Source organism: Amycolatopsis sp. GM8, from assembly GCF_021653975.1.
In the GTDB taxonomy this organism is placed as follows: domain Bacteria; phylum Actinomycetota; class Actinomycetes; order Mycobacteriales; family Pseudonocardiaceae; genus Amycolatopsis_E.
In genome coordinates this window covers 468288-492287 of record NZ_JAJKFK010000004.1, presented here as the reverse complement: position 1 = coordinate 492287, position 24000 = coordinate 468288, and the positions used below count along the sequence as shown (strand labels likewise).

25 protein-coding genes and 1 pseudogene are annotated in these 24000 nt (G+C 71.1%); 15 read left to right on the top strand and 11 right to left on the bottom strand.

Annotated elements, in window-relative coordinates:
• Positions 1–134 precede the first annotated feature (134 nt).
• The 3 genes from LOZ83_RS20870 (at position 135) to LOZ83_RS20860 (ending at position 3061) form a co-directional block, all read left to right on the top strand.
• Complete coding sequence (locus tag LOZ83_RS20870; RefSeq protein ID WP_236792596.1) at positions 135–971, top strand: alpha/beta hydrolase; 837 nt, start codon at positions 135–137, stop codon at positions 969–971.
• 68 nt (positions 972–1039) lie between these two features.
• Complete coding sequence (locus LOZ83_RS20865; protein WP_236792594.1) at positions 1040–1705, top strand: hypothetical protein; 666 nt, start codon at positions 1040–1042, stop codon at positions 1703–1705.
• 144 nt (positions 1706–1849) lie between these two features.
• Complete coding sequence (locus LOZ83_RS20860; protein ID WP_236792592.1) at positions 1850–3061, top strand: lytic transglycosylase domain-containing protein; 1212 nt, start codon at positions 1850–1852, stop codon at positions 3059–3061.
• Positions 3062–3067: 6 nt separating this feature from the next.
• Here LOZ83_RS20860 and LOZ83_RS20855 read toward each other — a convergent pair whose 3' ends face one another.
• Entirely contained in the window at positions 3068–3577 is a 510-nt protein-coding gene (locus LOZ83_RS20855) for a hypothetical protein (protein ID WP_236792590.1), read from the bottom strand.
• A gap of 121 nt (positions 3578–3698) precedes the next feature.
• Here LOZ83_RS20855 and LOZ83_RS20850 point away from each other — a divergent pair, with 121 nt between their 5' ends.
• A complete protein-coding gene (locus tag LOZ83_RS20850; RefSeq protein WP_236792588.1) occupies positions 3699–4124 on the top strand; it encodes a DUF5709 domain-containing protein in 426 nt (141 codons plus the stop codon).
• Between the two features lie 77 nt (positions 4125–4201).
• Here LOZ83_RS20850 and LOZ83_RS20845 read toward each other — a convergent pair whose 3' ends face one another.
• The 4 genes from LOZ83_RS20845 to LOZ83_RS20830 all read right to left on the bottom strand — a co-directional run bounded on the left by LOZ83_RS20845 (position 4202) and on the right by LOZ83_RS20830 (position 7923).
• Positions 4202–4786 (bottom strand): hypothetical protein, encoded by a 585-nt coding sequence (locus LOZ83_RS20845; protein ID WP_236792586.1) that lies wholly within the window; start codon positions 4784–4786, stop codon positions 4202–4204.
• Positions 4787–4855: 69 nt separating this feature from the next.
• Positions 4856–5935: a D-alanine--D-alanine ligase family protein gene (locus tag LOZ83_RS20840; protein WP_236792584.1), complete on the bottom strand. Its 1080-nt coding sequence runs from the start codon at positions 5933–5935 to the stop codon at positions 4856–4858.
• Entirely contained in the window at positions 5935–7074 is a 1140-nt protein-coding gene (gene alr / locus LOZ83_RS20835; protein ID WP_236792582.1) for an alanine racemase, read from the bottom strand. Before alr ends, LOZ83_RS20840 begins: the two co-directional genes overlap by 1 nt.
• 105 nt (positions 7075–7179) lie before the next feature.
• A complete protein-coding gene (locus LOZ83_RS20830; protein ID WP_236792581.1) occupies positions 7180–7923 on the bottom strand; it encodes a CDP-alcohol phosphatidyltransferase family protein in 744 nt (247 codons plus the stop codon).
• A 37-nt stretch (positions 7924–7960) separates the two neighbouring features.
• On the opposite strand from LOZ83_RS20830, the gene LOZ83_RS20825 reads away from it, so the two are divergent.
• The 5 genes and pseudogenes from LOZ83_RS20825 to LOZ83_RS20805 form a co-directional block, all read left to right on the top strand.
• Positions 7961–8938, top strand: a complete 978-nt coding sequence (locus LOZ83_RS20825; protein ID WP_236792579.1) for a zinc-binding alcohol dehydrogenase — start codon at positions 7961–7963, stop codon at positions 8936–8938.
• Position 8939: 1 nt separating this feature from the next.
• The gene (locus LOZ83_RS20820; RefSeq protein ID WP_236792577.1) at positions 8940–9338 is read left to right on the top strand and encodes a 6-carboxytetrahydropterin synthase; all 399 of its coding nucleotides are present in this window, start codon (positions 8940–8942) and stop codon (positions 9336–9338) included.
• Complete coding sequence (locus LOZ83_RS20815) at positions 9335–10363, top strand: glycosyltransferase family 4 protein (protein WP_236792575.1); 1029 nt, start codon at positions 9335–9337, stop codon at positions 10361–10363. The genes LOZ83_RS20820 and LOZ83_RS20815 overlap by 4 nt, the downstream gene beginning before the upstream one ends.
• Positions 10360–11157 (top strand): class I SAM-dependent methyltransferase, encoded by a 798-nt coding sequence (locus LOZ83_RS20810; protein ID WP_236792573.1) that lies wholly within the window; start codon positions 10360–10362, stop codon positions 11155–11157. Before LOZ83_RS20815 ends, LOZ83_RS20810 begins: the two co-directional genes overlap by 4 nt.
• A gap of 44 nt (positions 11158–11201) precedes the next feature.
• Positions 11202–11951: pseudogene (locus tag LOZ83_RS20805) on the top strand (YbhN family protein); the annotation flags it as partial.
• Between the two features lie 84 nt (positions 11952–12035).
• Here LOZ83_RS20805 and LOZ83_RS20800 read toward each other — a convergent pair.
• Entirely contained in the window at positions 12036–12731 is a 696-nt protein-coding gene (locus LOZ83_RS20800; protein WP_236792571.1) for a creatininase family protein, read from the bottom strand.
• Between the two features lie 53 nt (positions 12732–12784).
• On the opposite strand from LOZ83_RS20800, the gene ribA reads away from it, so the two are divergent.
• Both ribA and LOZ83_RS20790 read left to right on the top strand, forming a co-directional pair.
• The gene (gene ribA, locus LOZ83_RS20795) at positions 12785–13423 is read left to right on the top strand and encodes a GTP cyclohydrolase II (protein WP_236792570.1); all 639 of its coding nucleotides are present in this window, start codon (positions 12785–12787) and stop codon (positions 13421–13423) included.
• Positions 13416–14219 carry an inositol monophosphatase family protein gene (locus LOZ83_RS20790; RefSeq protein WP_236792569.1) on the top strand — a complete coding sequence of 268 codons (804 nt, stop codon included), beginning with the start codon at positions 13416–13418 and terminating at the stop codon, positions 14217–14219. Before ribA ends, LOZ83_RS20790 begins: the two co-directional genes overlap by 8 nt.
• Positions 14220–14223: 4 nt before the next feature.
• On the opposite strand, the gene LOZ83_RS20785 is transcribed toward LOZ83_RS20790, so the two are convergent.
• Entirely contained in the window at positions 14224–15711 is a 1488-nt protein-coding gene (locus LOZ83_RS20785; protein WP_236792568.1) for an alkaline phosphatase, read from the bottom strand.
• Positions 15712–15765: 54 nt separating this feature from the next.
• On the bottom strand, positions 15766–16800 hold the full coding sequence (locus LOZ83_RS20780) for an LLM class flavin-dependent oxidoreductase (protein ID WP_236792567.1): 1035 nt from the start codon (positions 16798–16800) through the stop codon (positions 15766–15768).
• Positions 16801–16866: 66 nt separating this feature from the next.
• Here LOZ83_RS20780 and LOZ83_RS20775 point away from each other — a divergent pair, with 66 nt between their 5' ends.
• Positions 16867–19080, top strand: a complete 2214-nt coding sequence (locus tag LOZ83_RS20775) for an FUSC family protein (RefSeq protein WP_236792566.1) — start codon at positions 16867–16869, stop codon at positions 19078–19080.
• A 132-nt stretch (positions 19081–19212) separates the two neighbouring features.
• A complete protein-coding gene (locus LOZ83_RS20770) occupies positions 19213–21135 on the top strand; it encodes a glycoside hydrolase family 3 protein (RefSeq protein ID WP_374202681.1) in 1923 nt (640 codons plus the stop codon).
• 51 nt (positions 21136–21186) lie between these two features.
• Here the strand turns inward: LOZ83_RS20770 and LOZ83_RS20765 are convergent, their stop codons facing one another.
• Positions 21187–22149 carry a DNA polymerase domain-containing protein gene (locus LOZ83_RS20765; RefSeq protein WP_236792562.1) on the bottom strand — a complete coding sequence of 321 codons (963 nt, stop codon included), beginning with the start codon at positions 22147–22149 and terminating at the stop codon, positions 21187–21189.
• A gap of 37 nt (positions 22150–22186) precedes the next feature.
• On the opposite strand from LOZ83_RS20765, the gene LOZ83_RS20760 reads away from it, so the two are divergent.
• Positions 22187–22450 (top strand): hypothetical protein, encoded by a 264-nt coding sequence (locus LOZ83_RS20760; protein ID WP_236792560.1) that lies wholly within the window; start codon positions 22187–22189, stop codon positions 22448–22450.
• A 32-nt stretch (positions 22451–22482) separates the two neighbouring features.
• A complete protein-coding gene (locus tag LOZ83_RS20755; protein WP_236792552.1) occupies positions 22483–22965 on the top strand; it encodes a hypothetical protein in 483 nt (160 codons plus the stop codon).
• Here LOZ83_RS20755 and LOZ83_RS20750 read toward each other — a convergent pair.
• On the bottom strand, positions 22955–23275 hold the full coding sequence (locus tag LOZ83_RS20750; protein ID WP_236792551.1) for a nuclear transport factor 2 family protein: 321 nt from the start codon (positions 23273–23275) through the stop codon (positions 22955–22957). The two genes, LOZ83_RS20755 and LOZ83_RS20750, sit on opposite strands and share 11 nt — an antisense overlap.
• A gap of 340 nt (positions 23276–23615) precedes the next feature.
• Positions 23616–23999, bottom strand: a complete 384-nt coding sequence (locus LOZ83_RS20745) for a hypothetical protein (protein WP_236792544.1) — start codon at positions 23997–23999, stop codon at positions 23616–23618.
• Position 24000 lies beyond the last annotated feature (1 nt).

Sequence of the window (24000 nt, the reverse complement as noted above, 5' to 3'; positions counted from 1 at the left end):
TGGCCGTCCCCACCTGCGCAGGTCCGCGATGCGTAACGGCACCTGCACTCTCAGCCGAGAACTGTGCAGGCACAGCACTTCCGCCCAAGGGGCGTGATTTGAGACTTTCGGCCCTCTGACGAGAAGGAGGGCTCATGTCGGACGCATCCGATCTCGACCGGATCAAGGCGGCCAACGCTTCGGGGCGGCGGCCGGTGGTGTTCGTGCACGGTCTGTGGTTGCTGCCGAGCAGCTGGGACCGCTGGGGCACGGTGTTCGAAGAGGCCGGCTACGCGCCGGTAGCGCTGTCCTGGCCGGACGACCCGGACACCACGGTCGAGGCGAAAGCGCATCCCGAGGTGTTCGCGGGTAAGACCGTCGGCCAGGTCGCGGACCATCTCGACGGGCTGATCCGGCAGCTGGAGCAGGAACCGGCCATCGTCGGGCACTCGTTCGGCGGGCTGCTGACGCAGATCCTCGCCGGGCGGGGGCTGTCGGCGGCGGCGGTCGCGGTCGACCCGGCGCCGTTCCGCGGGGTGCTGCCGCTGCCGGTCTCCGCGCTGCGCTCGGCGGCGCCGGTGCTGACCAACCCGGCCAACCGGCATCGGGCGGTGCCGCTGACGTACGACCAGTTCCGGTACGGGTTCGCCAACGCCGTGAGCGAGGAGGAGGCGAAGGAACTGTACGAGACCTACGCGGTGCCGGCGCCGGGCGCCCCGCTGTTCCAGGCCGCGACGGCGAACCTGAACCCGTGGACCGAGGCGAAGGTCGACACCGGCAACCCCGACCGCGGCCCGCTGCTGATCATCTCGGGGGAGCACGACAACACCGTCCCGTGGGCGATCGCCAACGCGTCGTTCAAGAAGCAGGAGTACAACCCGGGCGTGACGGAGATCGTGGAGATCAAGGGCCGGGGCCACGCCCTGACCATCGACAGCGGCTGGCGGGAGGTCGCCGACACCGCGCTCGCGTTCGTCCGCCGCTTCGCGTAACGAAGCGCGCCACCGGAACGATCAAGGTTCGTCCGCGAGGGTCGCGGAGACTCTCGCGGAGGAACCTCGTGCGCCGTCTGCTCGTCGCGATTCCGGCTGCTCTGCTGCTGGCGAGTTGCGCCGCCGCCCCGGCTCCAGCACCGTCGAGCGCGCCCCCTCCGCCGTCGGTCACGGCCAAGCTCTTCGACAGTGCCCCGGTCATCCGGACGCTGCTCACGGCGGCGGACGCCGCGAAGCTGGGCTTCACCACCGATCCGGCGGCGCAGGCGGTCACCGGGTCCGCGCGCCAGCTGATCGGCGCGTGCAAGACCCCGTTGCCGTCGGACGCGCGGATCGAGCAGGCCCAGACGAAGGACTGGTACACCGGGGATCCGACGAAGGTCGCGGTCAGCCTGCACCAGGAGAGCGCCCAGTACGCCGGTGTGCCGGGCACGCAGGTCATCGACGAGCTGCGGGCGGCCGGCGGGTGCCTGGCGGGCATGCTCAGCACGCTCGGCCCCAGCAAGGCGATCGCGATTTCGCCGGCGCCCGGAGTGGACGCCGGGATCGCGTTCGCCGCCAAGGGCGAAAGTCCTTTCTTCGAGCAGAACTCTGTCGTCGTGCTCGCTCACGGAGATATGGTCACTGAGGCCACGTTGGATGTCTCCGGGGGCACCGCGGCCGCGGTGATTTCCAAGGCCGGCCAGGATTTCGGCACGCTCGTGTCCATACTGGCCGCCGCGATGGCGCGCTGAGGGTCCCGCATAAGCAGGTTAAGGACGGGGAAAGGCGCGACGAACCACCTCCGTCATCGCGTGCGGGTCACTCGATCGTGGCGATATCATCGGCGACGCCGGGGGCGAGGGGCTGCCGGCCGACGAGCGAACTGGGAGCGTGGAGTGCGACGTGCGGACGGCACCGAACGGAAGAGCCGAAGATTCACCGGACCGAAGTCGAAAGCCGGCGCCTTGGCCGCCGCTTCGCTCGCGCTCGTCCCGTTCCTTTCCGGCGGTGGCGTTCCGGTCGCTCTGACGTCCACAGTGGACAGTCCGGCGGTGGGGGCCGACGGCCAGCCGGCCGCGCAGGGGTCGCTCAGCCCGGACGTGCTCGACGCCGCCAACAGCCCGCTGCTGCTGCTCCAGCAACTGCCCTCGTTCGCCCAGGTTCCGCTCACCCCGCTCGGCGCGCCGGTCGTCAGCGCGCTCGGCATCCCCGAGTCCGCGCTGAGCGCCTACCACCGCGCCGAGCAGGAGCTCGCACGGCAGGCACCGAACTGCCACATCAGCTGGTCCCTGCTGGCCGCCATCGGCCGGATCGAGTCGAACCACGCCCGCGGCGGCCGGGTCGACGTCAATGGGACGACGGTGACGCCGATCCTGGGCCCGATCCTCGACGGCGTCGGGGTCGCCGCGATCCCGGACACCGACGGCGGCCGCTACGACGGCGACACCACCTGGGATCGCGCGGTCGGCCCGATGCAGTTCATCCCCAGCACCTGGGTCCGCTACGCCTCGGACGGGGCCAACCCGAACAATATCTACGACGCGGCGCTGGCCGCCGGGAAGTACCTGTGCTCCGGCGGTGGGGACCTGCGGGATCCGCGGCAGCGCGCGGAGGCGGTGTTCCGCTACAACCACTCCGACACCTACGTGCGCACGGTCCTGCTGTGGGCGGACGCCTACGAGCGGGGCGCCAGCTCGGTCCCGGACGGGACGCTCGGGATGGGCCCGGTCGCCGGGTCCGCCGGCCTGCCCGGGCCGTTCGTGGCCGCGCCGCCGCCGCCCATGACGGTGCCCGGGGCGCCCGCGCCGCTACCGCCGTCGACGACGACCACGCCGCCCGGGTCGGCGACCATCTCGCCGTCGAGGACCGCGACGTCCGGTTCGTCGTCGACCACGACCACCACGTCGTCCAGCAGCACCACGACCAGCACGACGACGACCACCACCACGACGACCACGACACCGCCGGGCGACACCACGACACCACCGCCGCCGACCTGCACCACGCCACCGTCCACATCGGACAGCACCAGCACGACGACGCCACCCCCGCCGAGCGAGTCGACGGCGCCGTCGACCACCGATTCGACGACGCCGCCTTCCTGCTGACGCGGTCTACACGGTGCGTGACCGCTTCACGGCCTGGATGTACTCGTTGGACGCGCCGAGCCAGGCGAAGACGAGCCCGATCACGGCGATGACCAGGGCGATGTACCCGACGACGTCGTTGGTGCGGCCGGTGGCCAGCGAGATCACCTGCAGCGCGGTGATGACGGTGAGCACGATCCGGGCCCAGTTGCGCCCGGCGCGCAGCTTGAACGCCAGCCACAGGTAGATCAGCGCGATCAGCGCCGCGATCACGACGGCCACGACGAGCGCGACGCTGGCGGCGTCCTGGATCTGGCTCTCGGTGAGGTTGCTGGTGTTGGACCTCCGCAGCGCGTCCGCGATCTGGTCCTTGTTGCCCAGCGACAGCAGCGCGGACACGATGCCGACGACGGTCGAGAGCAGGTAGCAGTAGAACGCGACGGTGATCGTCTGCGGGACAGGGGGTTTGGCCGGCGCGGAGGAAGTGTCGTTCCCGCCGGACGGGTAGGCCTCGTAAGGCCCTGGTGAGTCGGTCATGCCGGGAAACCTAGAGCACGGCGGCGTGTCGCGCTGAGCTATTAGCGTGGCGCGCGAAATCGTTACCCGGCCCGGAATGTCGTACGCTTTTCCGGCTGGGCACGGAAGAGGGAGCAGGACCATGGCCGACTGGCCGGATGACAACGATGACGACGTCTTCGAGCAGCTCGACGGCGACGACACGCTCGAAACCGGGCGCCCCGAGGACCCGCTCGACGAGGGCTACAGCGCCGCCGAACGTCCCTGGGCCACCGACGACTGGGGCACCACACCGCGCGAGGAGCGGGAGGGCGAGAGCCTCGACGGCCGCCTGGCGCGCGAACTGCCCGACGACGCCGACGAAGACGACGGTGACGACCTCGGCGACGAGACCGACACCGACGGCGAGCTGATCGACGACGAGGTCGGCGACCTGCGTGCCGGGCGTCTCGTCGAGGGCGACGGCGGTGACGAGGAGCTGTACGCGACCGACATCGGCGTCGACGGCGCGGCCGCCTCGGCCGAAGAGGCCGCGGTCCACCTCGTCCCGGAGGCCGACGAAGGCTAGCCACCGCGAGCACCGGGGAAACCCGCCGCGGAGCGAATCGGTGATCGGGGCGCCGGTTCACTCCGCGGCGGGCTGGGTCAGCCGGCCGCCTTGGCCAGCCGTGTCTTCGCGTCCGTGAGCGGGGCCGCCGGCTTCGCGTCGACGGCCGGTTCGCGTGGCTTCGGTGTGGCCGTCTTCTGTTCCAGCCGCTCGGTCACCAGGTCGACGGTCTGGCCGATCCGGACCAGCTGGTCCAGCAGGTCCGCCCGGGTCTCGCGCAGCTTCGCGACCTCGTCCTCGGCCCGCGCGATCATCCGGCGCGACTCCTCGGCGGACGCCTTCGCGGCCTGCTCCCGGAACCGCCGCGCCTGGTCGGCCTCGCGTTCCAAGTCGGCCCGCAGCTCGGCGACCTCGCGCGCGGCCTGCTCGCGGAGCTCCCGGGCCTCCCGCTCGGCCAGCGCGACGATCCGCTCGACCCGCGCCCCGATGGTGCCGGAGCCGGGCACCTCCAGCGGCACGGCCGGGTCGGAGCCCAGGTCCTCCAGCCGCTGCTCGGCCTCGGCCAGCGCGGTGGCCTGGCGGTCGGCCTTCACCCGCGCCGAGCGGACGAACTCGTCGACCTCCTGCCGGTTGTAGCCGCGCAGGGTCACCGAGAAAGTGGGTGTGTTCTCATCCGATACCATGCCCCGATCCTGGGCGGCCCGCCGGGGGCCGGCAAACCGGATCGCGGGAACCGCCCGTTCGGTTGAAGGTCAGCTCGTCAGCTCGCGCCGGGCGCTCGCGTGCCACAGCGCCGTGTCGACGAGCGCGTCGATCAGCCGGGGGTAGCTCAGCCCGGTCGCGCCCCACATCGCGGGGTACTGGGAGTGGCTGGTGAAGCCGGGAAACGTGTTGACCTCGTTGACGACCAGGCCGCCGTCGTCGGCCACGAAGAAGTCCACGCGCAGCAGCCCACGGCAGTCGAGCGCCTGGAATGCGCGCACGGCCTGGTCGGCGAGACCGGCTTCGACGTCCGGGCCGACCTTCGCGGGCACGTCGAGCACGGTCGTCTCGTCGGCGTACTTCGCTTGGTAGTCGAAGAAAGTCTCGCCGGTGAGGATCTCCAGCGGCGGGCTCACCCGCAGCTCGCCGCCGGGCATCTCGAGCACCCCGATGTCGATCTCCCGGCCCGGCACGGCGGCTTCGACGAGCACCTTGCCGTCGGCGCGGCGCGCTTCCGCCAGTGCCGCGGGCAGTGCCGCCCAGTCGTCCACTTTGGACACACCGAGACTCGACCCGGCGCGGGCGGGTTTCACGAACACCGGCAGCCCCAGCCGTTCGCGGTCTTCGGCGGTCACGTCGTCACCGGGACCGAGGACCACGCCGGCTGCCACTTCGAGGCCCGCGCCGGACAGGATCTTCTTGGTGAACTCCTTGTCCATGCCGAGCGCGCTGGCCAGCACCCCGTTGCCGATGAACGCGGCGCCGGTCATGTCGAGCAGCGCCTGCACCGTGCCGTCCTCGCCGTAGGGCCCGTGCAGCGCGGGGAAGACTAGGTCGGCTTCCGCGACCCGGGTGAACGCGGCGGCGATGCTCGCGACCGGCGTCGGTGCGGAGTCCCGTTCGGGGAACGCCGTGCGCAGCCAGCCCAGCGCCTCCTCGGAGTCGCGGCCGAACAGGGCGGGCTCATCGGTGCCGACTGCCCAGTGTCCGGTCGGCAGGATCTTCACCGGCAGCACGTCGTACCGGTCCCGGTCGAGGTTGGCGAAGATGCTCGCCGCGGACTGGCACGAGATGTCGTGCTCCCCGCTGCGCCCACCGAACAGCACGGCCAGGGTGATCCGGTCCGCCACTACGCTTCTCCCCGCTGTTGGTTGGCCGGCACTGGCAGTCCGACGTGCTCGCGGCGTACCCGCGCGCCGATACCGGTGAAGATCTCGTGCGGGATCGTGCCCGCCCAGTCCGCCCAGTCGCCGACCGTCGGTTCGCCGTCGGCACCGGAGCCGAACAGTACGACATCTTCGCCGGCGGCCGGGGTGAATTCGCCGAAATCGACCACGAACTGGTCCATCGCGATCCGCCCGGCGACCGGGAACCGCCGGCCCGCGCACCATACCTGCGCGAACGGGCCGGCCGTGCGGGGCACCCCGTCGGCGAAGCCGAGCGGCACCAGCCCGAGCGTGGTCGGCCGGGTCGTGACGTAGTCGTGCTCGTACGACACACCGCTCCCCGCCGGCACGTGCTTCACCAGCACCAGCCGGGCACGCAGGGTCATCGCGGCGCGAAGTCCGTAGGTGCGCCGGAGGTCGGGTTCGACACCGTAGAGCCCGATTCCCGGGCGGACGAGGTCGTAGTGGGTGACCGGGGTGCCCAGCGCCGCCACGGAGTTCGCGAGGTGACGCAGCCGCGGGCGCAGGCCCGCGTCCCGCGCGAGGGCGAGCGCGGTCTCGAACCGGGTCACCTGCAGGCGGGTGGCCTCGGCTTCGGAGTCCTCACCGCTGATCAGATGGGACCACACGGCGCGAACCCGGATCCGGCCGTACTGCTCGAACTCGCGGGCGCGGCGGACCAGCTCGGGCCAGTCGCTGGCGACGGAACCGTTGCGGTGCAGGCCGGTGTCGGCCTTGAGGTGCACATTCGGTGTCAAGCCGGACGAAGCGACGGAGGCGAGATGGTCCACAGAGGACACCGAGACGTCCACATCGGCCGCGACCGCTTCGGCGAGATCCCCGTCGTGCGGGTGGATCCAGCTCAGGATCGGCGCGGTGACCCCGGCGGCGCGCAGTTCCAGCGCCTCGGCGCCGGTCGCCACGCCGAGCCAGGTGGCGCCGCCGGCCAGCGCGGCCTCGGCCGTCGCGAGCGCGCCGTGGCCGAAGCCGTTGGCCTTGACCACCGCCATCACCTCGGCCGTGGTGCTGGCCGCGAACACGGCGGTGTTGTGCGCGATGGCACCGAGATCGATGGTCGCCTCGGTGATCACGTCACGCCGCACGGGGCCGAGGGTCGTGCCAACCGTTCATGAGGGCAAGGAAAAGCGCCGAAGGATGTCCGTTCGGGATCATGCCGTAAGCGTACGGGCAGAGTTCGCCCGAATGGGTCAGCCCGCCGGAACATACCGGGACAGATCGCGTTCACGCTGGCGCCACAGCCAGTTCACGTCCCGCCCGAAAGACCAGGCCAGCAGCGCGAGCGCGCCTGCCGTAACCGCGATCGCGGCGACGGCGGGGAGGACGCCGGAACTCGCGACCACCAGCACGATGCCCTGCAGCGCGGCGACCGTTTTGCGGGCCATGCTCACCGGCAGGGCCGCGCGCAGCCAGGGGAGCACCCGTGCGACGGCGACGAAGACGTACCGCATCGCGCCGATCGCGAGCACCCACAGCCCCTGGGCGAGCGCCACCTGAACGCTCAGCACGAGGATCAGGAACGCGTCGACCTCCATGTCGAACCGCGCACCCAGCGCCGAGACGGTGCCGGTGCGCCGGGCGACCTGCCCGTCCACCGCGTCGAGCGCCAGCGCGACCGCGGCCAGCGCGACGAACAGCGCCACCGGCTGCGCCGTGCCGAGCCGGTCGGCGACCAGCGCCGCGACGCCGCCGACCAGCGTCGCCCTGGCGAGCGTGACCAGATCCGCCGGGCCCAGCGCGTAGACCCGGGTCCGCCGCATCGCCGACGTGAGCAGCGTCCACAGCGCCACGGCGAACGCGGCCCCGGTCAGCCAGCCGACCGGCCCGAGCCCAGCCACCGCGCCGACGCCGGCCAGCAGCAGGAACTGGGTGACCATCCCGGCCGCCAGCTCCTGGCCGACCGGAACCGTGCTGTACTGAACTCGTGTGATCATCGTGCCCCTTGAGAGAACCCGTTTTGGAGGAACATCGATGACACGACAGGGAAGGGCGTTCTGGTTCAATCCGCCCCACGGGGGTGAGATCCGGGCGGTCACCCTGCGTGCTCCGGAAGCGGGTGAGGTGCTGGTCCGCACGCTGTTCACCGGTGTGAGCCGTGGCACCGAGTCGCTGGTGCTGCGCGGCGGGGTGCCGGCGAGCCAGTACGACATCATGCGTGCGCCCTTCCAGGAGGGGGAGTTCCCCGGACCGGTCAAGTACGGCTACCTCAACGTCGGCGTGGTCGAGGAGGGTGAGCCGGAACTGGTGGGGCGCACCGTGTTCTGCCTGTATCCGCACCAGACCCGGTTCGTGGTGCCGATGTCCGCGGTGACCGTGGTGCCCGATTCGGTCCCGGCGAACCGGGCGATCCTGGCGGGCACGGTGGAGACCGCGGTGAACGCGCTGTGGGATGCCGCGCCGCTGGTCGGCGACCGGATCGCGGTGGTCGGCGCGGGCATGGTCGGCGGCAGCGTCGCGGGGGTGCTCGCCGGCTTTCCGGGGGCGCGGGTGCAGCTGGTCGACGCCGACCCGGCGCGCCGGGAGATCGCGGACGCGTTCGGGATCCCTTTCACCGCACCGGAAGACGCGGCGGGCGACTGTGATCTCGTCGTCCACGCGAGCGCGACCGAGGCCGGGCTCGCGCGGTCACTCGAGCTGCTCGGGACCGAGGGCGAGGTGATCGAGCTGAGCTGGTACGGGGACCGGAAGGTCAGCGTCGCGCTGGGGGAGTTCTTCCACTCGCGGCGGCTCGCGGTGCGCGGCAGCCAGGTCGGGATGGTCTCGCCCGCGCGGCGCGCCCGCCGGACCTACTGCGACCGGCTCGCGCTCGCGCTCGACCTGCTGGCGAACCCGGCGTTCGACGTGCTGATCACCGGCGAAAGCACGTTCGACGAGCTGCCGGAGGTGCTGCCCCGGCTCGCGGACGGGTCGATTCCCGCGCTGTGCCAAAGAATTCGTTACGGTTCGTGACATGTTCAGTATCACCGTCCGCGACCACATCATGGTCGCCCACAGTTTCCGCGGCGAGGTCTTCGGCCCGGCGCAGCGCCTGCACGGCGCGACCTTCGTGGTGGACGCCACGTTCCGCCGCGCCGAGCTGGACGAGGACAACATCGTCGTCGACATCGGACTCGCGACCACCGAACTCAAGGCCGTGCTCGCGGATCTCGACTACCGCAACCTCGACGACGAGCCGGTGTTCGCGGGCATCAACACCTCGACCGAGTTCCTGGCCCGCTACATCGCCGACCGGCTCGCCGACCGCGTGCACGCCGGCGCGCTCGGCGAAGGCGCCCGCGGCCTGGCCGGGATCACGGTGTCGCTACAGGAATCGCATGTCGCGTCGGCGAGCTACGAACGCGAGCTGTGACCGTCGTGCACGTCGTGCTGCCCGGTGACGTCGACGACCCGACTGTGCCCAGCGGTGGCAACAGCTACGACCGCCGGGTGTGCGCGGGGCTGCCCGGCGTGCGCGAGACAGCGCTTTCCGAGACCTGGCCGCGCCCGGCGTCCGTAGCCGGACTGGCCTCGGCGCTGGCCGCGATCCCGGATGGCGACATCGTGCTGCTGGACGGGCTTGTCGCGTGTGGAGTGCCGGAAGTCGTTGTGCCACAGGCACGACGGCTCCGGCTCGCGGTGCTCGTCCATCTGCCGCTCGCCGACGAGACGGGTCTCGAACCCGCCGAAGCGTCCGATTTGGACACACGGGAGCGCGAGACGCTGCACGCCGCGCACGCGGTCATCGCGACCAGTCCGTGGGCCGCGCGCCGTCTCACCGATCATCACGGGCTGCCGCCGGAAAAGGTTCACGTCGTCCCGCCGGGCACCGATCCCGCGCCGCTCGCGCCCGGCACCGACGGGGTTTCCGGGCTGCTGTGCGTCGCCTCGATCACCCCGCGCAAAGGGCAGGACCTGCTGGTCCAGGCCCTGGCGCGGCTCGATGAACCGTGGCACTGCACGCTCGCCGGGCCACTGCGGCGTGACCCGGCCTATGTGGACGAGGTCCGGCGGCTGATCGGCCGGCACGGGCTCGGAGAGCGCGTCGAACTGGCCGGACCACTGACCGGCGACGCACTGGAAAACGCCTACGCCGCGGCGGATCTCGTGATTCTCCCCTCGCTGGCCGAAACCTACGGCATGGTGATCACCGAAGCGCTCGCCCGCGGCATCCCGCTGCTCGCCACCGACGTCGCCGGGATCGCGGAAACCCTTGGCGCGGCGGGGATCGTGGTGCCACCGGGAAACATTCCCGCGCTGGTACGAGGACTCGTGTCGTGGTTTGCCGATCCGGTCAAGCGGGACGCGCTTCGCGGCGAGGCACGCGTCCGCCGTGGCAAGCTGGCGCCGTGGATCGAGACCTCCGAAATGATGGCGGCGGTGCTGGCCCGGCTGTGACGTTCAGCCCGGACTGGCTGGCCCTGCGCGAAAAAGCCGACGCGACCGCCCGCGCCGCCGAACTCCTGGAGCCGCTGCGCGCGGTGCTGCCCGACGCGCCGCTCGTCATCCACGACCTCGGCTGCGGCACCGGATCGATGGGCCGCTGGCTCGCGCCCCTGCTGCCGCGGCCCCAGCGCTGGATCCTGCACGACCGCGACCCGGACCTGCTCGAGCTCGCCGCGGCGAGCATCCCCGCCCCGGCGGAGACCCGCGCCGCGGACCTAGCCGGACTGACGGCGGATGATCTCGCCGGTGCGTCGCTCGTCACCGGGTCGGCGCTGCTCGACCTGCTCACGCTGGAGGAGGTCGACGCGCTCGCCGAGGCGTGCACCGGGGCGGGCTGCCCCGCGCTGTTCACCCTGTCCGTCGTGGGCGAGGTCGAGTTCACCCCGGCGGACCCCCTCGACGAGGACTTCACCGCCGCGTTCAACGCGCACCAGCGGCGGGTGACCGGTGGCCGGAGGCTGCTCGGCCCGGACGCGGCCGAGGCCGCGACCGAGGCGTTCGTGCGGCGTGGCGCGGTCGTGCACAGCCGCCGCAGCCCGTGGTGGCTTGGCCCGGATGAACTTTTCCGGCAGTGGCTCCGTGGATGGGTACAGGCGGCGTGCGAACACCAGCCAGAGCTGGTGGCGCACGCCGCGGACTACCAATGTCGCCGGCTGCGCGGTGAGTTCAGCACCGTCGCGGTCGGCCACGTGGACCTGCTCGCGATCGGTGGTGCGCCTTGCTCAACAGACTCTGGCCCTGGCTGAAGACGTCACTGGCCTTCGGCATCCTCGGCGTCCTGGTCTGGCGGGTGGGCACCGGCGCCTTCCTCGACGGCCTGCGCGTGATCGACGCGCCGGCGCTGGTCTGGGCGCTGGCCATCGGCCTGGTCACGACGGTGGCCAGCGCCTGGCGGTGGTGCCTGGTGGCCCGCCGGCTCGGGCTGCCGCTGCGCCTCGGCGACGCGACCGCGGACTACTACCGGTCCCTGCTGCTCAACGCCACCCTGCCGGCGGGCGTGCTCGGTGACGTGCACCGCGCGGTCAGCCACGGCCAGCAGACCGGGAACGTCGGGCGCGGCGTGCGGGCGGTGGCCCTCGAGCGGTTCGCGGGCCAGATGGTGCTGATCGCGATCGCCGTCGTGGTGCTGCTGGCCGACCCGGGTCTCGCCGGCACGGTGATCCCGGGCGAGGGGGTCGTGCTCGGTGTCCTCGCCGTGGTCGCCACGATGATCGCGCTGGTGGTCTGGGCGAGGTGGGGCCGCGGCGCGCCGAAGGTGCGCGATGCGATCACGACCACGCTGACCGACGCGCGCCAGGGCCTGCTCAGCCGAGCCACATTGCCGGGCGTGACCGTGCTGTCCGCGGTCACGATCGTCGGCCACGTGACCATGTACGTGGTCGCGATCCGGGCGGTCGGCCTGGACGCGCCGGTGCCCACGCTGATCCCGCTGATCGTGCTGACCCTGCTGGTGATGGGCCTGCCGGTGAACATCGGCGGGTACGGCCCGCGCGAGGCGTTCTCCGCGGTCGCGTTCGCCGCCGCCGGGCTCGGGGCGGCCCAAGGCGTCACCGCCGCCGTCGTGTACGGGGTGCTGTCGCTGGTCGCGGCGCTGCCCGGGGTCGCCGTGCTGTTCCTGCGCCGGTCACCGCAGCAGCGCCAGGTGCCCGCCGAACGCGCGGACGAGCGCCGCGAGGACGTCCGCACCCTTGCGGGCCGACGCGAGCGATGGGCGGCCGAGAACACCCGAGGACGTGTAGCCCTCCAGACCCGTCGTCAGCAGATGGCGCCGGTCGTCGTGGACTGAGTCGGCCGTTTCGAAGCCGGGCCGCACCAGTTTCGGGTGGGCGTGCAGCAGGATCGACGTCTCCAGTTCGCCGGCGTGCATATCGGTTTCACTGGACGTCTCCAGCCCGGCGGCGGCCCGTGCTTCGTCCCATTCGGCGAGACCCGGGAAAAGGGCCATGGCGCCACGGCTTTCCTGCACCACATTGGCGAGCACGTAGTTGCCGCCGTGACCGTTGATCAGGACCAGACGGCGGATTCCGCCCTGACGAAGGGAATCGGCGATGTCGGTGATGACCGAATACAGTGTTCTCGCGGAAATGCTGACCGTTCCCGGCCACGCCGCGTGCTCATGCGAACACGAGATCGTGATCGGCGGCAGCACGCGCACCGGATACGCGGCCGCGAGCTCCGTGGCCAGTGTGCCGGCGATGATCGTGTCGGTGGCCAGCGGCAGAAAAGCACCGTGCTGCTCGAAACTCCCGACCGGCAGCACGGCCACTCGCGCTTCGCTTTCGGCGATTTCGGCGGTGGTGGCGAACGGCAACAACTCCATTTGTCGTGTATACCGGGAAAGCGCGGGCCTAACCATGAAAGCAGGGGGAGCGGATGCCTCAGCCGATCATCGCTGACGAAGACGTCGCGGAGTCCGAACTGGTGACCCGCCGCGGAAAGTTCCGCGCGGTCGCCTTCGCCGACGGCGGCCACGAGCACATGGCACTGGTGCACGGCCGGCGGCCGCTGCGCGAGGACGTGCTCGTGCGGGTGCACTCGGAATGCCTGACCGGGGACATCTTCGGCGCGATGCGGTGCGAGTGCGGGGAACAGCTGGGCGCGGCGCTGGACACGATCGTACGTGAGGGCCGCGGGATCCTGGTGTACCTGCGCGGTCAGGAAGGCCGCGGCATCGGCCTGGTCGCGAAGGTCCGGACCCATGTGCTGCAGGACGAGCAGGGACTGGACACGGTGGACTCCGCGACGAGCCTCGGCCTGCCGGTGGACACCCGCGACTACACCCCGGCGGCGCGCATCCTGAGCCACCTCGGCGTCCGGTCGGTGCGGCTGATGTCCAACAACCCCGACAAGATCGCGTCGCTGGAGGAGCACGGGATCAAGGTGACCGCGCGGGTGCCGCTGCTGATGCCGCCCAACGCCAACAACATCGCGTACCTGCGGGCCAAACGCGACCGGCTGGGCCACGATCTGCCGCAGCTGGACCAGTTCGCGGTGCGGGAACGGCATGGCTGAGCACTCCTCGCTGCTGCCCGTCGCGCGGGAAGCGGTCGCCATCGCGCGCCGCATCGTGCTCGACCGGTCCCCGGTTTCGTTCTCCAGCAAGGGAGAGCGGGACCTGGTGACCAATGTGGACATTGCCGTCGAGGAAGCGGTGCGGGAGTTCCTGACCCGGGAGACGCCGGAGATCGGGATCCTCGGCGAGGAGCACGGCCGCACCGGCCCGCCGGGCGGGTTGTGGTGGGCGCTGGACCCGGTGGACGGTACCGCGAACTTCGCCCGCGGGATCCCGTTGTGCGGGGTGTCGCTCGGCCTCGTCGACGGGCGGCGCGCGGTGGTCGCCGCGATCGACCTGCCGTTCCTCGGCGCGCGGTACGCCGCGGTCGAAGGGTTCGGTGCGTACGCGGGGGAGTCGCGGATCCAGGCGTCTGCCGCGACGGACCTCGCGGACGCGGTGATCGCGATCGGCGACTTCGCGGTCGGCGCGGGCGCGGAAGTGAAGAACCGGGCGCGGCTGGCGTTGCTGGGCGAGCTGGGTGCCCGCGCGCAACGGATCCGGATGCTCGGTACCGCCGCGATCGACCTGGCCTGGGTGGCGGAAGGAAAGCTCGAGGCGGCGGTGATCCTGGCGAACCTGCCGTGGGACACCCTCGCCGGCGTGCTGCTCGTGCGCGAGGCCGGCGGGCTGGTCCTCGACGCCGATGATGCCCAGCACACCGTGGACTCGGCGGCCACGATCGCCGTTTGCCCGGGCCTGCGCCCGGAGATCATGGCCGCCTTGCGGCGTTCGCTTGGTGAGTGCTCTGTATAACGACCTATACAGCGCCGATTTCAAAGCGCGCCTGGTCACATACCGGTGAACCCAGCCGGGAAACGAAGTCGAGCGTTCGGTACACGGCGACCCAGGAATCGGGGGTCACCGTGCAGCTCACATATCCCCGTTTCCGGTTGACGAACCGGATATGCGGGTTGACCCCTAACAGCGCCTCATCTCCGGGGGCGTGATCGCCTCCGTCGCCGTCGGACGTGATCGAGGTTCCCACGAATTCGGTGCCGACCGTGCGCGACTGCGGTTCATCGAAATCCGCCTTGATATCGCACACAAAACTCGAATGCGCGTCCCCGGTGATCACCACCGGATTTCGCACCGAGGCGAGGCGGTCCCGGACCTCGTTCCGCTCGGCGGCGTAGTTGTCCCACGCGTCATCGCTGTGCGTCCCGGCCCCGGGCGGTGGGTTCAGCTGCGAGAAGAATACCTGCTGCGCCAGCACATTCCACCGCGCACGGCCCGCGGCGAGGTTCCCGAACAGCCACGCCTTCTGCTCGGCGCCGAGCATCGTGCGACCCGGATTTTCGCGCTGTGCCTCGGGGACCTGGTCGCTGCGGTACTGCCGGGTGTCGAGCACCTGGAAATCGATCAGATCACCGAACGCGAGCCGCCGGTGAATACGCCAAGCGGACCCGGATGGCCGGGTCCGCAACGGGAGATGTTCCCAATATGCCTGGAAGGCGTTCGCGCGCCGCGACCGGAACGCGGGCGGCGGCATCCCGCTGTCGGAATTGTCGCCGGCCCAGTTGTTCTCCACCTCGTGGTCGTCGTACACCGCCACCCACGGAAATGCCGCGTGTGCCGCCCGCAGATCGGGGTCGGATTTGTACTGCGCGAACCGGATCCGGTAGTCCGCGAGGGAGAAGACATCGCGTGCCGGCCGGTGCCCGCGCCCGATCCGGCCCTGCGACCCGCCCTCGTAGATGTAGTCGCCGAGGAACACGACGAGATCGAGATCTTCCCGCGCCAGGTGCCCGTACGCGGTGTAGAACCCGTCCGTATACCGCTGGCAGCTGGCGAACGCGAAAGCGAACCGCTCCACCCGGGCGTCCGGCGCGGGCGCCGTGCGCGTACGGCCCACTGCGCTCAGTTCGCCGCCGACTCGGAACCGGTAGAAATAGTCCGCCCTCGGGCGCAGCCCGGACACCTCGACGTGCACCGAGTGTGCCTCGGAGCTCTGCGCCACGGCGACCCCGGACCGCACCACCGTCGCGAACCGGTCGTCCGCGGCGACCTGCCATTCGACCGGCACGCCGCGATCGGGCATCCCGCCGTCGGGCGCGAAGGGTTCCGGGGCGAGCCGGGTCCACAGGACGACGCCGTCCGGCCACGGGTCCCCGGAGGCGACACCCAGCGAGAACAGGCCGTCGCGAGGTTCGGTGGGGGTGGCGACCCCGGTCAGCGCGGCGACCCCGAGGGCGGCCGTGCCACCGATGAGGACCCGGCGGCGAGTGGACGAGGGTTCGGGCGGCATGCGGCACCTCTCTGGCGAAGGGTACCCATCACACGGCCCGCGGCGGCGAACGTTTCAGTCGCCGAGTTCCTTGCGCACCAACGGCGCCACCTCGGTGCCCAGCAGCTCGATCGCGGTCATCACCTTGTCGTGCGGCACGCCCGACCAGTCCATCTGCATCGCGTACCGGTTCGCGCCGGTCAGCCGGCCGATGCTGATCAGCCGATCCGCGATCTCGCGCGGGCTGCCGGCGAAGATCGACTGCGCGTCCCGGGTCCACGCGTCGTAGTGCGCCCGGGTCGGCACGGTCCAGCCGCGGGCGCGGGCGCCGTACTTCATCGTCTCGAGCCAATACGGGAAGAACGTGTCCTTCGCGTCCTGCGAGTCGCGCGCGATGAACCCGATGGCGCCCATCGTCACGTGCAGCTCGTCGCGGGTGTGGCCGCCGGATTCGCCGGCGCGCCGGTAGAGGTCGACCAGCGGCCCGAACCGCTCGGGCTCGCCGCCGATCACCGCGTACACCACGGGCAGCCCGAGCAGCCCGGCCCTGACCGAGGACTCGGGGTGGCCGCCGGTGCCGACCGAGATGCGCAGGTGGTCGCGATACGGGCGGGGGAGGATGTGCGCGTTCTCCAGCGGCGGCCGGTACTTGCCGGACCAGGTGATCGGGTCCTCGCGGTCGATGCGCAGCAGCAGCGCGAGCTTCTCCTCGAACAGCTCGTCGTACTCGCCGAGATCGGCGCCGTAGAGCGGGAAGGACTCGGTGAACGAGCCGCGCCCGGCGAGCAGCTCGGCGCGGCCGCGGCTGAGCTGGTCGAGCGTGGTGAACTGCTGGTACAGCCGCACCGGGTCCTCGGTGGACAGCACGGTCACCGCGCTGGAGAGCGTGATCTGGCTCGTGACGCTCGCGGCGGCGGCCAGCACCGTGCCGGGGTTGGAGATCGCGTACTGGTCCAAGTGGTGCTCGCCGAGCCCGTAGAAGGACAGGCCGAGCTCGTCGGCGAGCTTGATCCGCTCCAGGGTCTGCGCGAGCTTGTCCGCGACCGGGACCTGCTCACCGGTGAGCGGATCGGGTGCGCGGTCGCCGAAGCTGTAGATGCCGAGTTCCATGACTCCTCATTCGTTGACGCGTCATCTATGTTACCGGCGCTCGGCGCGCGGCTCTATCATCGGGCGGTGACGAGCGGTTCGACGACCGTCGAAACCCAGTCCCAGCAGGGATCTCCCGCGCCGGCCCGGGCGCGGCCGCCCTGGTTGCCGGTGTGGTCGAAACCCGCGGCGATGCGCGCCGTGCGGGCCACGGTCGTGGTGCCGGGGCTGTTCGCCCTGGGCTACGAGGTGATCGGTGACCTGCAGGTCGCGACGTTCGCCGCGTTCGGCGGGTTCGCCACGCTGGTGCTGGCGTCGTTCGGCGGCGGGTGGCGGGACAAGCTGCGCGCGCACGCCGGGCTCGCGCTCACCGGCAGCGCGCTGCTCGTCATCGGCACCGCGGTGAACTCGTCGGTCCTGCTGGCTTCGCTGATCACCATCCCGGTCGCGTTCGCCGTGCTGTTCGCGGGGATCGGCGGGCCGAACGCGGCTTCGGGCGGCACGGCCGCGTTGCTCGCGTACGTGCTTCCCGCGGCGTCGCCGGGGGAGATGAGCATGGTGCCCGCCCGGCTCGAAGGCTGGTGGCTGGCCTCGATCGCCGGCACGATCGCGGTGCTCGTGTTCTCCCCGCGGTCGCCGGGTTTCGCGTTGCGGGACGGGGCCGCGCGCAGCGCCCGGGCGCTCGCCGACCTGCTCGACGCCGCGCTGCGCGGGGACACGGACCCGAAGTACCGCGAGGCGGCGATCGACGCGAAGCACGAGCTGATGGGCGCGTTCACCGCGACCCCGTACCGGCCGACCGGGCTGGCGACGGCGGACCAGGCGCTCGACAGCCTCGTCGGACTGCTGGAATGGTGCACGTTCGTCATCACCGACAGCCTGCGGGAGTTTCGCGACCTGTCCCGCGTCGCCGACGTGGAACGGCAACTGCTGGCGGACACAAGTGAGTTGCTGCGCACGATCGGCGCGCTGATGGACGGCCAGCCGGCCAATGTCGAACTGGAGCGGCTCGAACGGAGTCTCGCCGCGAGTGTCGACTACCTGCGCGGGCTGCGCACCGACGGCGACGGCTACCACGACGCCCTGCACCTGTCGTTCCACGCGCGGACGACGGCCGTCGCCGCGCACACCGCGGCGGCCGACGCGCTGATCGCGGTGGACCGGGCCGAGCCCGGCGTGGTGGCCGACGGGCGCCGGCGCTGGTTCGGCCAGAACTTCCAGGACGCGGCCATGAGCGAGCGCCGGCTCGCCGGGGTGGCCGGCGTCGTTTCGCGGCACGCGAGCCTGCGTTCGGTGTGGTTCCTCAACAGTGTCCGCGGCGCGCTGGCGCTGGCCGCCGCCGTGGCGGTCGCCGACCTGACGGGGGTGCAGCACGGGTTCTGGGTCGTGCTCGGCACCCTCTCGGTGCTGCGCACGACCGCCTCGTCGACCGGGGCGACAGCGCTGCGGGCGCTGTTGGGCACCGCGATCGGGTTCGTGCTCGGCGCCGCGCTGCTGCTCGCGATCGGCACCGGCGCCACGGCGCTCTGGATCGCGCTGCCGGTCGCGGTGCTCGTCGCGGCGTACGCGCCGGGGGCGCTGCCGTTCACCGCGGGGCAGGCGGCGTTCACGGTGGTGATCTCGCTGCTGTTCAATCTGCTCGCGCCGGCGGGCTGGCAGATCGGTGTGCTGCGGATCGAGGACGTCGCGCTCGGCTGCGCGGTCAGCATCCTGGTCGGTGCCGTGTTCTGGCCGCGCGGGGCCGCGACGCTGGTGGCGGACGATCTCGCGGACGCGCTGCGCAGCAGCAGCGTGTACCTGGCGCACGCGGTGGACTGGGCGCTCGGCCTGCGCCACACCGAGCCCGACGCCTCGGACGCGATCACCGCCGGTGTGCGGCTCGACGACGCGCTGCGCGGGTTCCTCGCCGAGCAGGGCGCGAAGCGGGTGCCGAAGGAAGACCTGTGGCGGCTGACCTCCGGTACGACCCGGGCGCGGCTGACCGGGCACTCGCTCGCGGGACTGCCGAGCCCGGACGTCGGCAATGACCCGGTGCGCAAGGCGCTCAGCGAGCAGGCGGGCCAGATCGCGGCCTGGATGGACTACCTCGGCTCACGGCTCGGCCGGGCCGATCGCAGCGCGGTGCCGGTGCTCGCGCCGCCGGCGTTCCGGGACCCGCTCGCCGAGGGGGCCACGGCGGCGGACCTGACCTGCGCACTATGGGTGAGCGAGCATCTCAAGCACCTGACGCCGCGGCTGACCGAATTGGTCGAACCAGCGGCCGTCGTGGCGCGGCAGCGGCACCGCCCCTGGTGGCGCTGACCGTCCACTGTGGATGATCGAATGGACTGGACCTTCACCCGCTGAGTCCTCTCGAATGCGACTTTCGGCGTATTCCCCCGTGCTCGGTTCTGGAATATGTTGTGAGCCGCAACATTACGCATTTGTCCTGCGATGAAGGAGGACCGCGTGAGAACGCACATACCCAGACGTGCCCGCTTCGCCGGTGTGGTGGTCGCGATCGCGGCGTTGACCGCGACCGCGGTGCCGGCGGCCGCAGCACCGGACACCGCCGAACGAACCCCCGCCTACCTCAACGCCCGGCTGCCCGTCGCGCAGCGGGTTTCCGACCTGCTCGGGCGGATGACGGTGGCCGAGAAGATCGGCCAGATGACCCAGGCCGAGCGCGGCGCCATCGACGCCGACCAGACCCAGATCACCTCGCTGGCCCTTGGTTCAGTCCTTTCCGGCGGCGGTTCGACCCCGGCGCAGAACACGCCGCAGGCCTGGGCGGACATGGTCGACGGCTACCAGTCCCACGCGCTGGCGACCCGGCTGCACATCCCGATCCTGTACGGCATCGACTCCGTGCACGGCGACGGCAACCTCGTCGGCGCCACGATCTTCCCGCACAACGTCGGCCTCGGCGCAACCCGCGACCCCGGCCTGGTGCGCCAAGTCGAGCAGATCACCGCGACCGAGACGCGGGCGACCGGCCCGCAGTGGGTGTTCGCGCCCTGTGTCTGTGTCACCCGTGACGAGCGCTGGGGCCGCACCTACGAGAGCTTCGGCGAGGACCCGCAGCTGGTGCAGCAGATGGAAACCGCGATCGACGGTTTCCAGGGCAACGGGGGCTCGGACCTGGCCAAGCGGGACCGGGTGCTGGCCACGCCGAAACACTTCGCCGGTGACGGTGACACCACCTACGGCACGTCGACCAGCGGCACGTACACGATCGACCAGGGCGTGACGATCACCGACTGGGACCATTTCGCCAAGATCGACCTCGCCCCGTACGTGACCGCGGTGCGCGAGCACAACGCGTCCAGCATCATGCCGTCGTTCTCCAGCGTGCAGTGGACCGACCGGCCCGGCAGCACCCCGGTGAAGATGACCGCCAACAAGGAACTGCTGACGGACGTGCTGAAGCAGAAGATCGGCTTCGACGGGTTCCTGATCAGTGACTGGGAGGCCATCCACCAGCTGCCCGGCGACTACGCCACGCAGGTGCGGACCGCGGTCAACGCGGGCATCGACATGTTCATGGAACCCAACACCGCGCCGCAGTTCGAGCAGGCGCTGACCGGCGAGGTACAGGCCGGCCGGGTGCCGATTTCCCGGATCAACGACGCGGTGAGCCGGATCCTCACCTCGAAGTTCGAACTGGGCCTGTTCGAGCACCCCTACACCGACCGCACGAACATCGGCACGGTCGGCTCGCCGCAGCACCGCGCGGTCGCCCGCCAGGCGGTCGCGGAGTCGCAGGTGCTGCTGAAGAACTCGGACAAGGCGCTGCCGCTGAGGCCTTCGCAGAAGATCTACGTGGCCGGCGTCAACGCGAACGACATCGGCAACCAGGCCGGCGGCTGGACCGTCACCTGGCAGGGCATGTCGGGGAACACGATCCCCGGCACCACGATCCTGCAGGGCATCCAGCAGGTCGCGAAGAACGTGACCTACAGCGCCGACGCGTCGGCGCCCACCGCCGGCTCCGATGTGGGTGTTGTGGTCATCGGCGAGACCCCGTACGCCGAGGGGGTCGGCGACGTGGGCAACGGTCACACGCTGAACATCTCGGCGGCCGACCGGGCGAACATCGACAAGGTGTGCGGCGCGATCAAGACGTGCGTCGTGCTGGATGTGGCGGGGCGCCCGCAGATCGTCACCGACGAACTGTCCAAGATGGACGCTTTCGTGATGTCCTGGCTGCCGGGCAGCGAGGGCGCCGGGGTGGCGGACGTGCTGTTCGGCCGGAAGCAGTTCAGCGGCAAGCTGTCGGTCACCTGGCCGCGCAGCGAGGACCAGGAGCCGATCAACATCGGGGACCGCGACTACCACCCGCTGTTCCCTTACGGCTACGGGCTCACCACGCGGTGACCCGTCGCTGATCCGGTGCTCGCCCCACTCCCGCTCACGGCGGGCACCGGGTCACTCTCCGGCTTCCCGGCGGGCCCGGGCGCGGCGCTTGCCCTCGTGCATCGCCTGCACCCGGGCCACCGGGATGGCCCGGCCCTCTTCGAGTACGTCGTCGGGAATCCGTTGTGGCGGTGGCATGAGCTCGGTCCACGGGTCGCGGTCGGCGAGCGCGCCAAGCGCCGTGTGCACGGTGAAATCGCGTGGCGTGACCGAGTCGAGCTGGTCCCACGGCAGCGGGAAGGACACCGGCAGGCCGGGCCGCGCCCGCGGGCTGTACACCGAGACCACGGTCGCGCTGCCGGCCCGCGTGGAGTCGAGGAAAACCTTGCCACCGCGGTCTTCCCGGATGAACGCTGTCGTCGCGAGCACCGGATCGATCCGCTCGGCTCGCGCGGCCAGTGCACGCCCCGCCGCGGCGGCCTGCTCGGCGTCCACGTTCTCCTCGAGCGGCACGAAGACGTGAACTCCCTTGGCGCCACTGGTTTTCACCGCGCCCGCGAGTCCGGCGTCGGCCAGCGCCTGGCGGACCAGATGCGCGGCGCGGACCGCGAGCGCGAACGAGTCACTGCCTTCCGGCGGGTCGAGGTCGAGCACCAGATGCGTCGGGTGGGCCGGCTGCTCGGCGTGCGACAGCGTCGGGTGGTACTCGATCGCCCGCTGGTTCCCGAACCACAGCAGCGTGCGCCGGTCGTCGCACAGGGCGTAGGTGACCCGGCGCTGCGAGCTTTCGGCCCAGATCGTGGTGCGCGGCACCCAGTCCGGGGTGTACTTCGGCAGGTTCTTCTGCATGAACGCGTCCTGGCCGCGCAGCACCCGGATCACCGACAGCGGCCGGCCGCGCAGCCGCGGGATCATCCGGCCGGAGACCGCGTCGAGATAGTCCACGAGATCGCGCTTGACCGCCTCGGCCCCGTCGAACAGGGACTGGTCCAGGTGGGTCAGCGAGACACCGTCGCGCACCTCGTCAGCACTCATGGGCCCACCTAACCACGGTGCGGCCTAAGTTGGACGCATGACGGAGATCGCTCCCGAGGACACGGCGAAGACGCTGCACGAGGCGGCGCAGGAGCTGCGCCGCCGGATGAACGCCCAGGACGAGGTCGAGGTGAACGTCGAGTACGTGCTGTTCGTCGTGTCGCGGCTGCTCGACTCGCTCGGCCGGTCGATCGGCATGGGGCGGCCACTCGAGCGGCATGCCGCCGACGCGGCGCTGGAGATCGCGCACCACGTGCTGCACCACGACCCGGCGGGTCACCGGCCACCGCACGAGGGCTGACCGGATTGCCCGGAAGCGCGCTATCGTAAGCCATGCGCTTGCGATGGCGCGGGTTCGCTGTTCGCCGTGACGGCCCGGGCTCCGTCCAGCTCGATCCGGCCGCGGCCCGGTTGTTGCGCCTGGGCACGCTGCTCCAGCTCGTCGACCGGGCGGTGGCGCTGCAGGAGGAAGCGGACGCGGTGATCATCGCGTGCGGCCGGCCGGGGGAGACGCCCGGTTCGGTGGCGCGCCGCGGCCGCCAGGTCGCCGCCGAGTACGCCCGCATCCAGGGCTGGGTGCTCGACCTGTGCGAGGGCGACGAACCGTGGTCGCTGCCGCGCCGGATCGGCGAACTGCTGTCGTATCACACGGAAATGCTCGACATGAGCCTGAAACTGGCGTTCCCGCGGTACCGCTCGGCGAAGCTGGAACGCCGCCGCCGGGCGCTCACGGGCCTCGGCGAGCCGGCCCGCACGCTGCGCGAGACCCGGTCGGCGCTGCGGATCTGGATCGACGACCTCGAAGTCAGGCCGTGATCGTCATCCGGTGCACGTGATCGCCCCGGACGTCGAACGTGAACCCGGACGGGCCGTTGAACCCGTTGCCGCCCACCTGGACCCGGATCGTCACCGGGTTGCCCGGCTCCGCCACGGTGAGGTCGCTGAAGCTGACCTGCACGCCGATGAACTCCTTGTCGCTCCAGGCACGGATCCGATCGTGGCCGCGGAACTCCCGGCCCCAGTCGTCGACCACGCCGTCGGCGTCAAAGGCGCGCACGAATGCCGCGGTGTCCCCGGCGTCGATGGCGTCGAGGATCCGCTGAACAGGGGCGGGTACGTCGGTCATGGGCCCATTCTGCCCCGGTACGGGGGTACGTGGGTACGGCCGTGGCTTCGGAAAATGCTTTGACGCCGTTGCCCGCCGGCCGCGAAAATAGCCGCATGACATACGAGTGGCGAGCCTGTTCGCGGCGGCTTCGGTGGCTGTGCTGACCTACGTCTGACGTCGGCCGCCCACGGATGCTCCGGACAGGGCGGCTTTTTTGTGCCACCGGTGTCCTGAGTGGACAGATATGCGCAGACCACGCCCGCCTCCTGGGGGAGGGCGGGCACGCGGGCCCGTTGCTACCGCGGGCCGCCCGGTGCCGGGCTGGAGGACCATACCTCGCCCGGCACCGGTGAATCCGTCAAACGGTGACGCAGGTGTCCGGGCCGATCTGCGTGTAGGTCCCATTGCTGTTGCGGCGCCAGAACCGGTCGCACCACAGGTCGCCGTCCTTGGTCGACTGGGACGGATTGATCCGGATATCGGCGCTGTCGGCGCTCGAGTCGGCCGAATTGCCGATCGTTCCGTGCGGGCCGAAGAATTGCAGGTGGCCGTACACGCCACCGGAGTCGAGAATGCCGATGGTGACGACCTCCACACCGAGTGAGCCGTTGTTATACGAATAGTCCCGCCCGCAGTCGAATTGTGGCGCGGCCGGAGCGGCCGCCTCGGCCGGTGCGCCCGCGAGCACGGCACGCGGTCCGGCAGTGGCGATTTCCTCATCCGGTAACCGGACGGCCGACAAT

Excerpts from the sequence above, each read along its gene's own strand:
- LOZ83_RS20760 (WP_236792560.1), top strand. The coding sequence starts at position 22,187 with ATGACGGAGATCGCTCCCGAGGACACGGCGAAGACGCTGCACGAGGCG.
- LOZ83_RS20750 (WP_236792551.1), bottom strand. The coding sequence starts at position 23,275 with ATGACCGACGTACCCGCCCCTGTTCAGCGGATCCTCGACGCCATCGAC.
- LOZ83_RS20845 (WP_236792586.1), bottom strand. The coding sequence starts at position 4,786 with ATGGTATCGGATGAGAACACACCCACTTTCTCGGTGACCCTGCGCGGC.
- LOZ83_RS20850 (WP_236792588.1), top strand. The coding sequence starts at position 3,699 with ATGGCCGACTGGCCGGATGACAACGATGACGACGTCTTCGAGCAGCTC.
- LOZ83_RS20830 (WP_236792581.1), bottom strand. The coding sequence starts at position 7,923 with ATGATCACACGAGTTCAGTACAGCACGGTTCCGGTCGGCCAGGAGCTG.
- LOZ83_RS20870 (WP_236792596.1), top strand. The coding sequence starts at position 135 with ATGTCGGACGCATCCGATCTCGACCGGATCAAGGCGGCCAACGCTTCG.
- LOZ83_RS20855 (WP_236792590.1), bottom strand. The coding sequence starts at position 3,577 with ATGACCGACTCACCAGGGCCTTACGAGGCCTACCCGTCCGGCGGGAAC.
- LOZ83_RS20765 (WP_236792562.1), bottom strand. The coding sequence starts at position 22,149 with ATGAGTGCTGACGAGGTGCGCGACGGTGTCTCGCTGACCCACCTGGAC.
- LOZ83_RS20825 (WP_236792579.1), top strand. The coding sequence starts at position 7,961 with ATGACACGACAGGGAAGGGCGTTCTGGTTCAATCCGCCCCACGGGGGT.
- LOZ83_RS20770 (WP_374202681.1), top strand. The coding sequence starts at position 19,213 with ATGAAGGAGGACCGCGTGAGAACGCACATACCCAGACGTGCCCGCTTC.
- LOZ83_RS20800 (WP_236792571.1), bottom strand. The coding sequence starts at position 12,731 with ATGGAGTTGTTGCCGTTCGCCACCACCGCCGAAATCGCCGAAAGCGAA.
- ribA (WP_236792570.1), top strand. The coding sequence starts at position 12,785 with ATGCCTCAGCCGATCATCGCTGACGAAGACGTCGCGGAGTCCGAACTG.
- LOZ83_RS20790 (WP_236792569.1), top strand. The coding sequence starts at position 13,416 with ATGGCTGAGCACTCCTCGCTGCTGCCCGTCGCGCGGGAAGCGGTCGCC.
- LOZ83_RS20785 (WP_236792568.1), bottom strand. The coding sequence starts at position 15,711 with ATGCCGCCCGAACCCTCGTCCACTCGCCGCCGGGTCCTCATCGGTGGC.
- LOZ83_RS20820 (WP_236792577.1), top strand. The coding sequence starts at position 8,940 with ATGTTCAGTATCACCGTCCGCGACCACATCATGGTCGCCCACAGTTTC.
- LOZ83_RS20755 (WP_236792552.1), top strand. The coding sequence starts at position 22,483 with ATGCGCTTGCGATGGCGCGGGTTCGCTGTTCGCCGTGACGGCCCGGGC.
- LOZ83_RS20780 (WP_236792567.1), bottom strand. The coding sequence starts at position 16,800 with ATGGAACTCGGCATCTACAGCTTCGGCGACCGCGCACCCGATCCGCTC.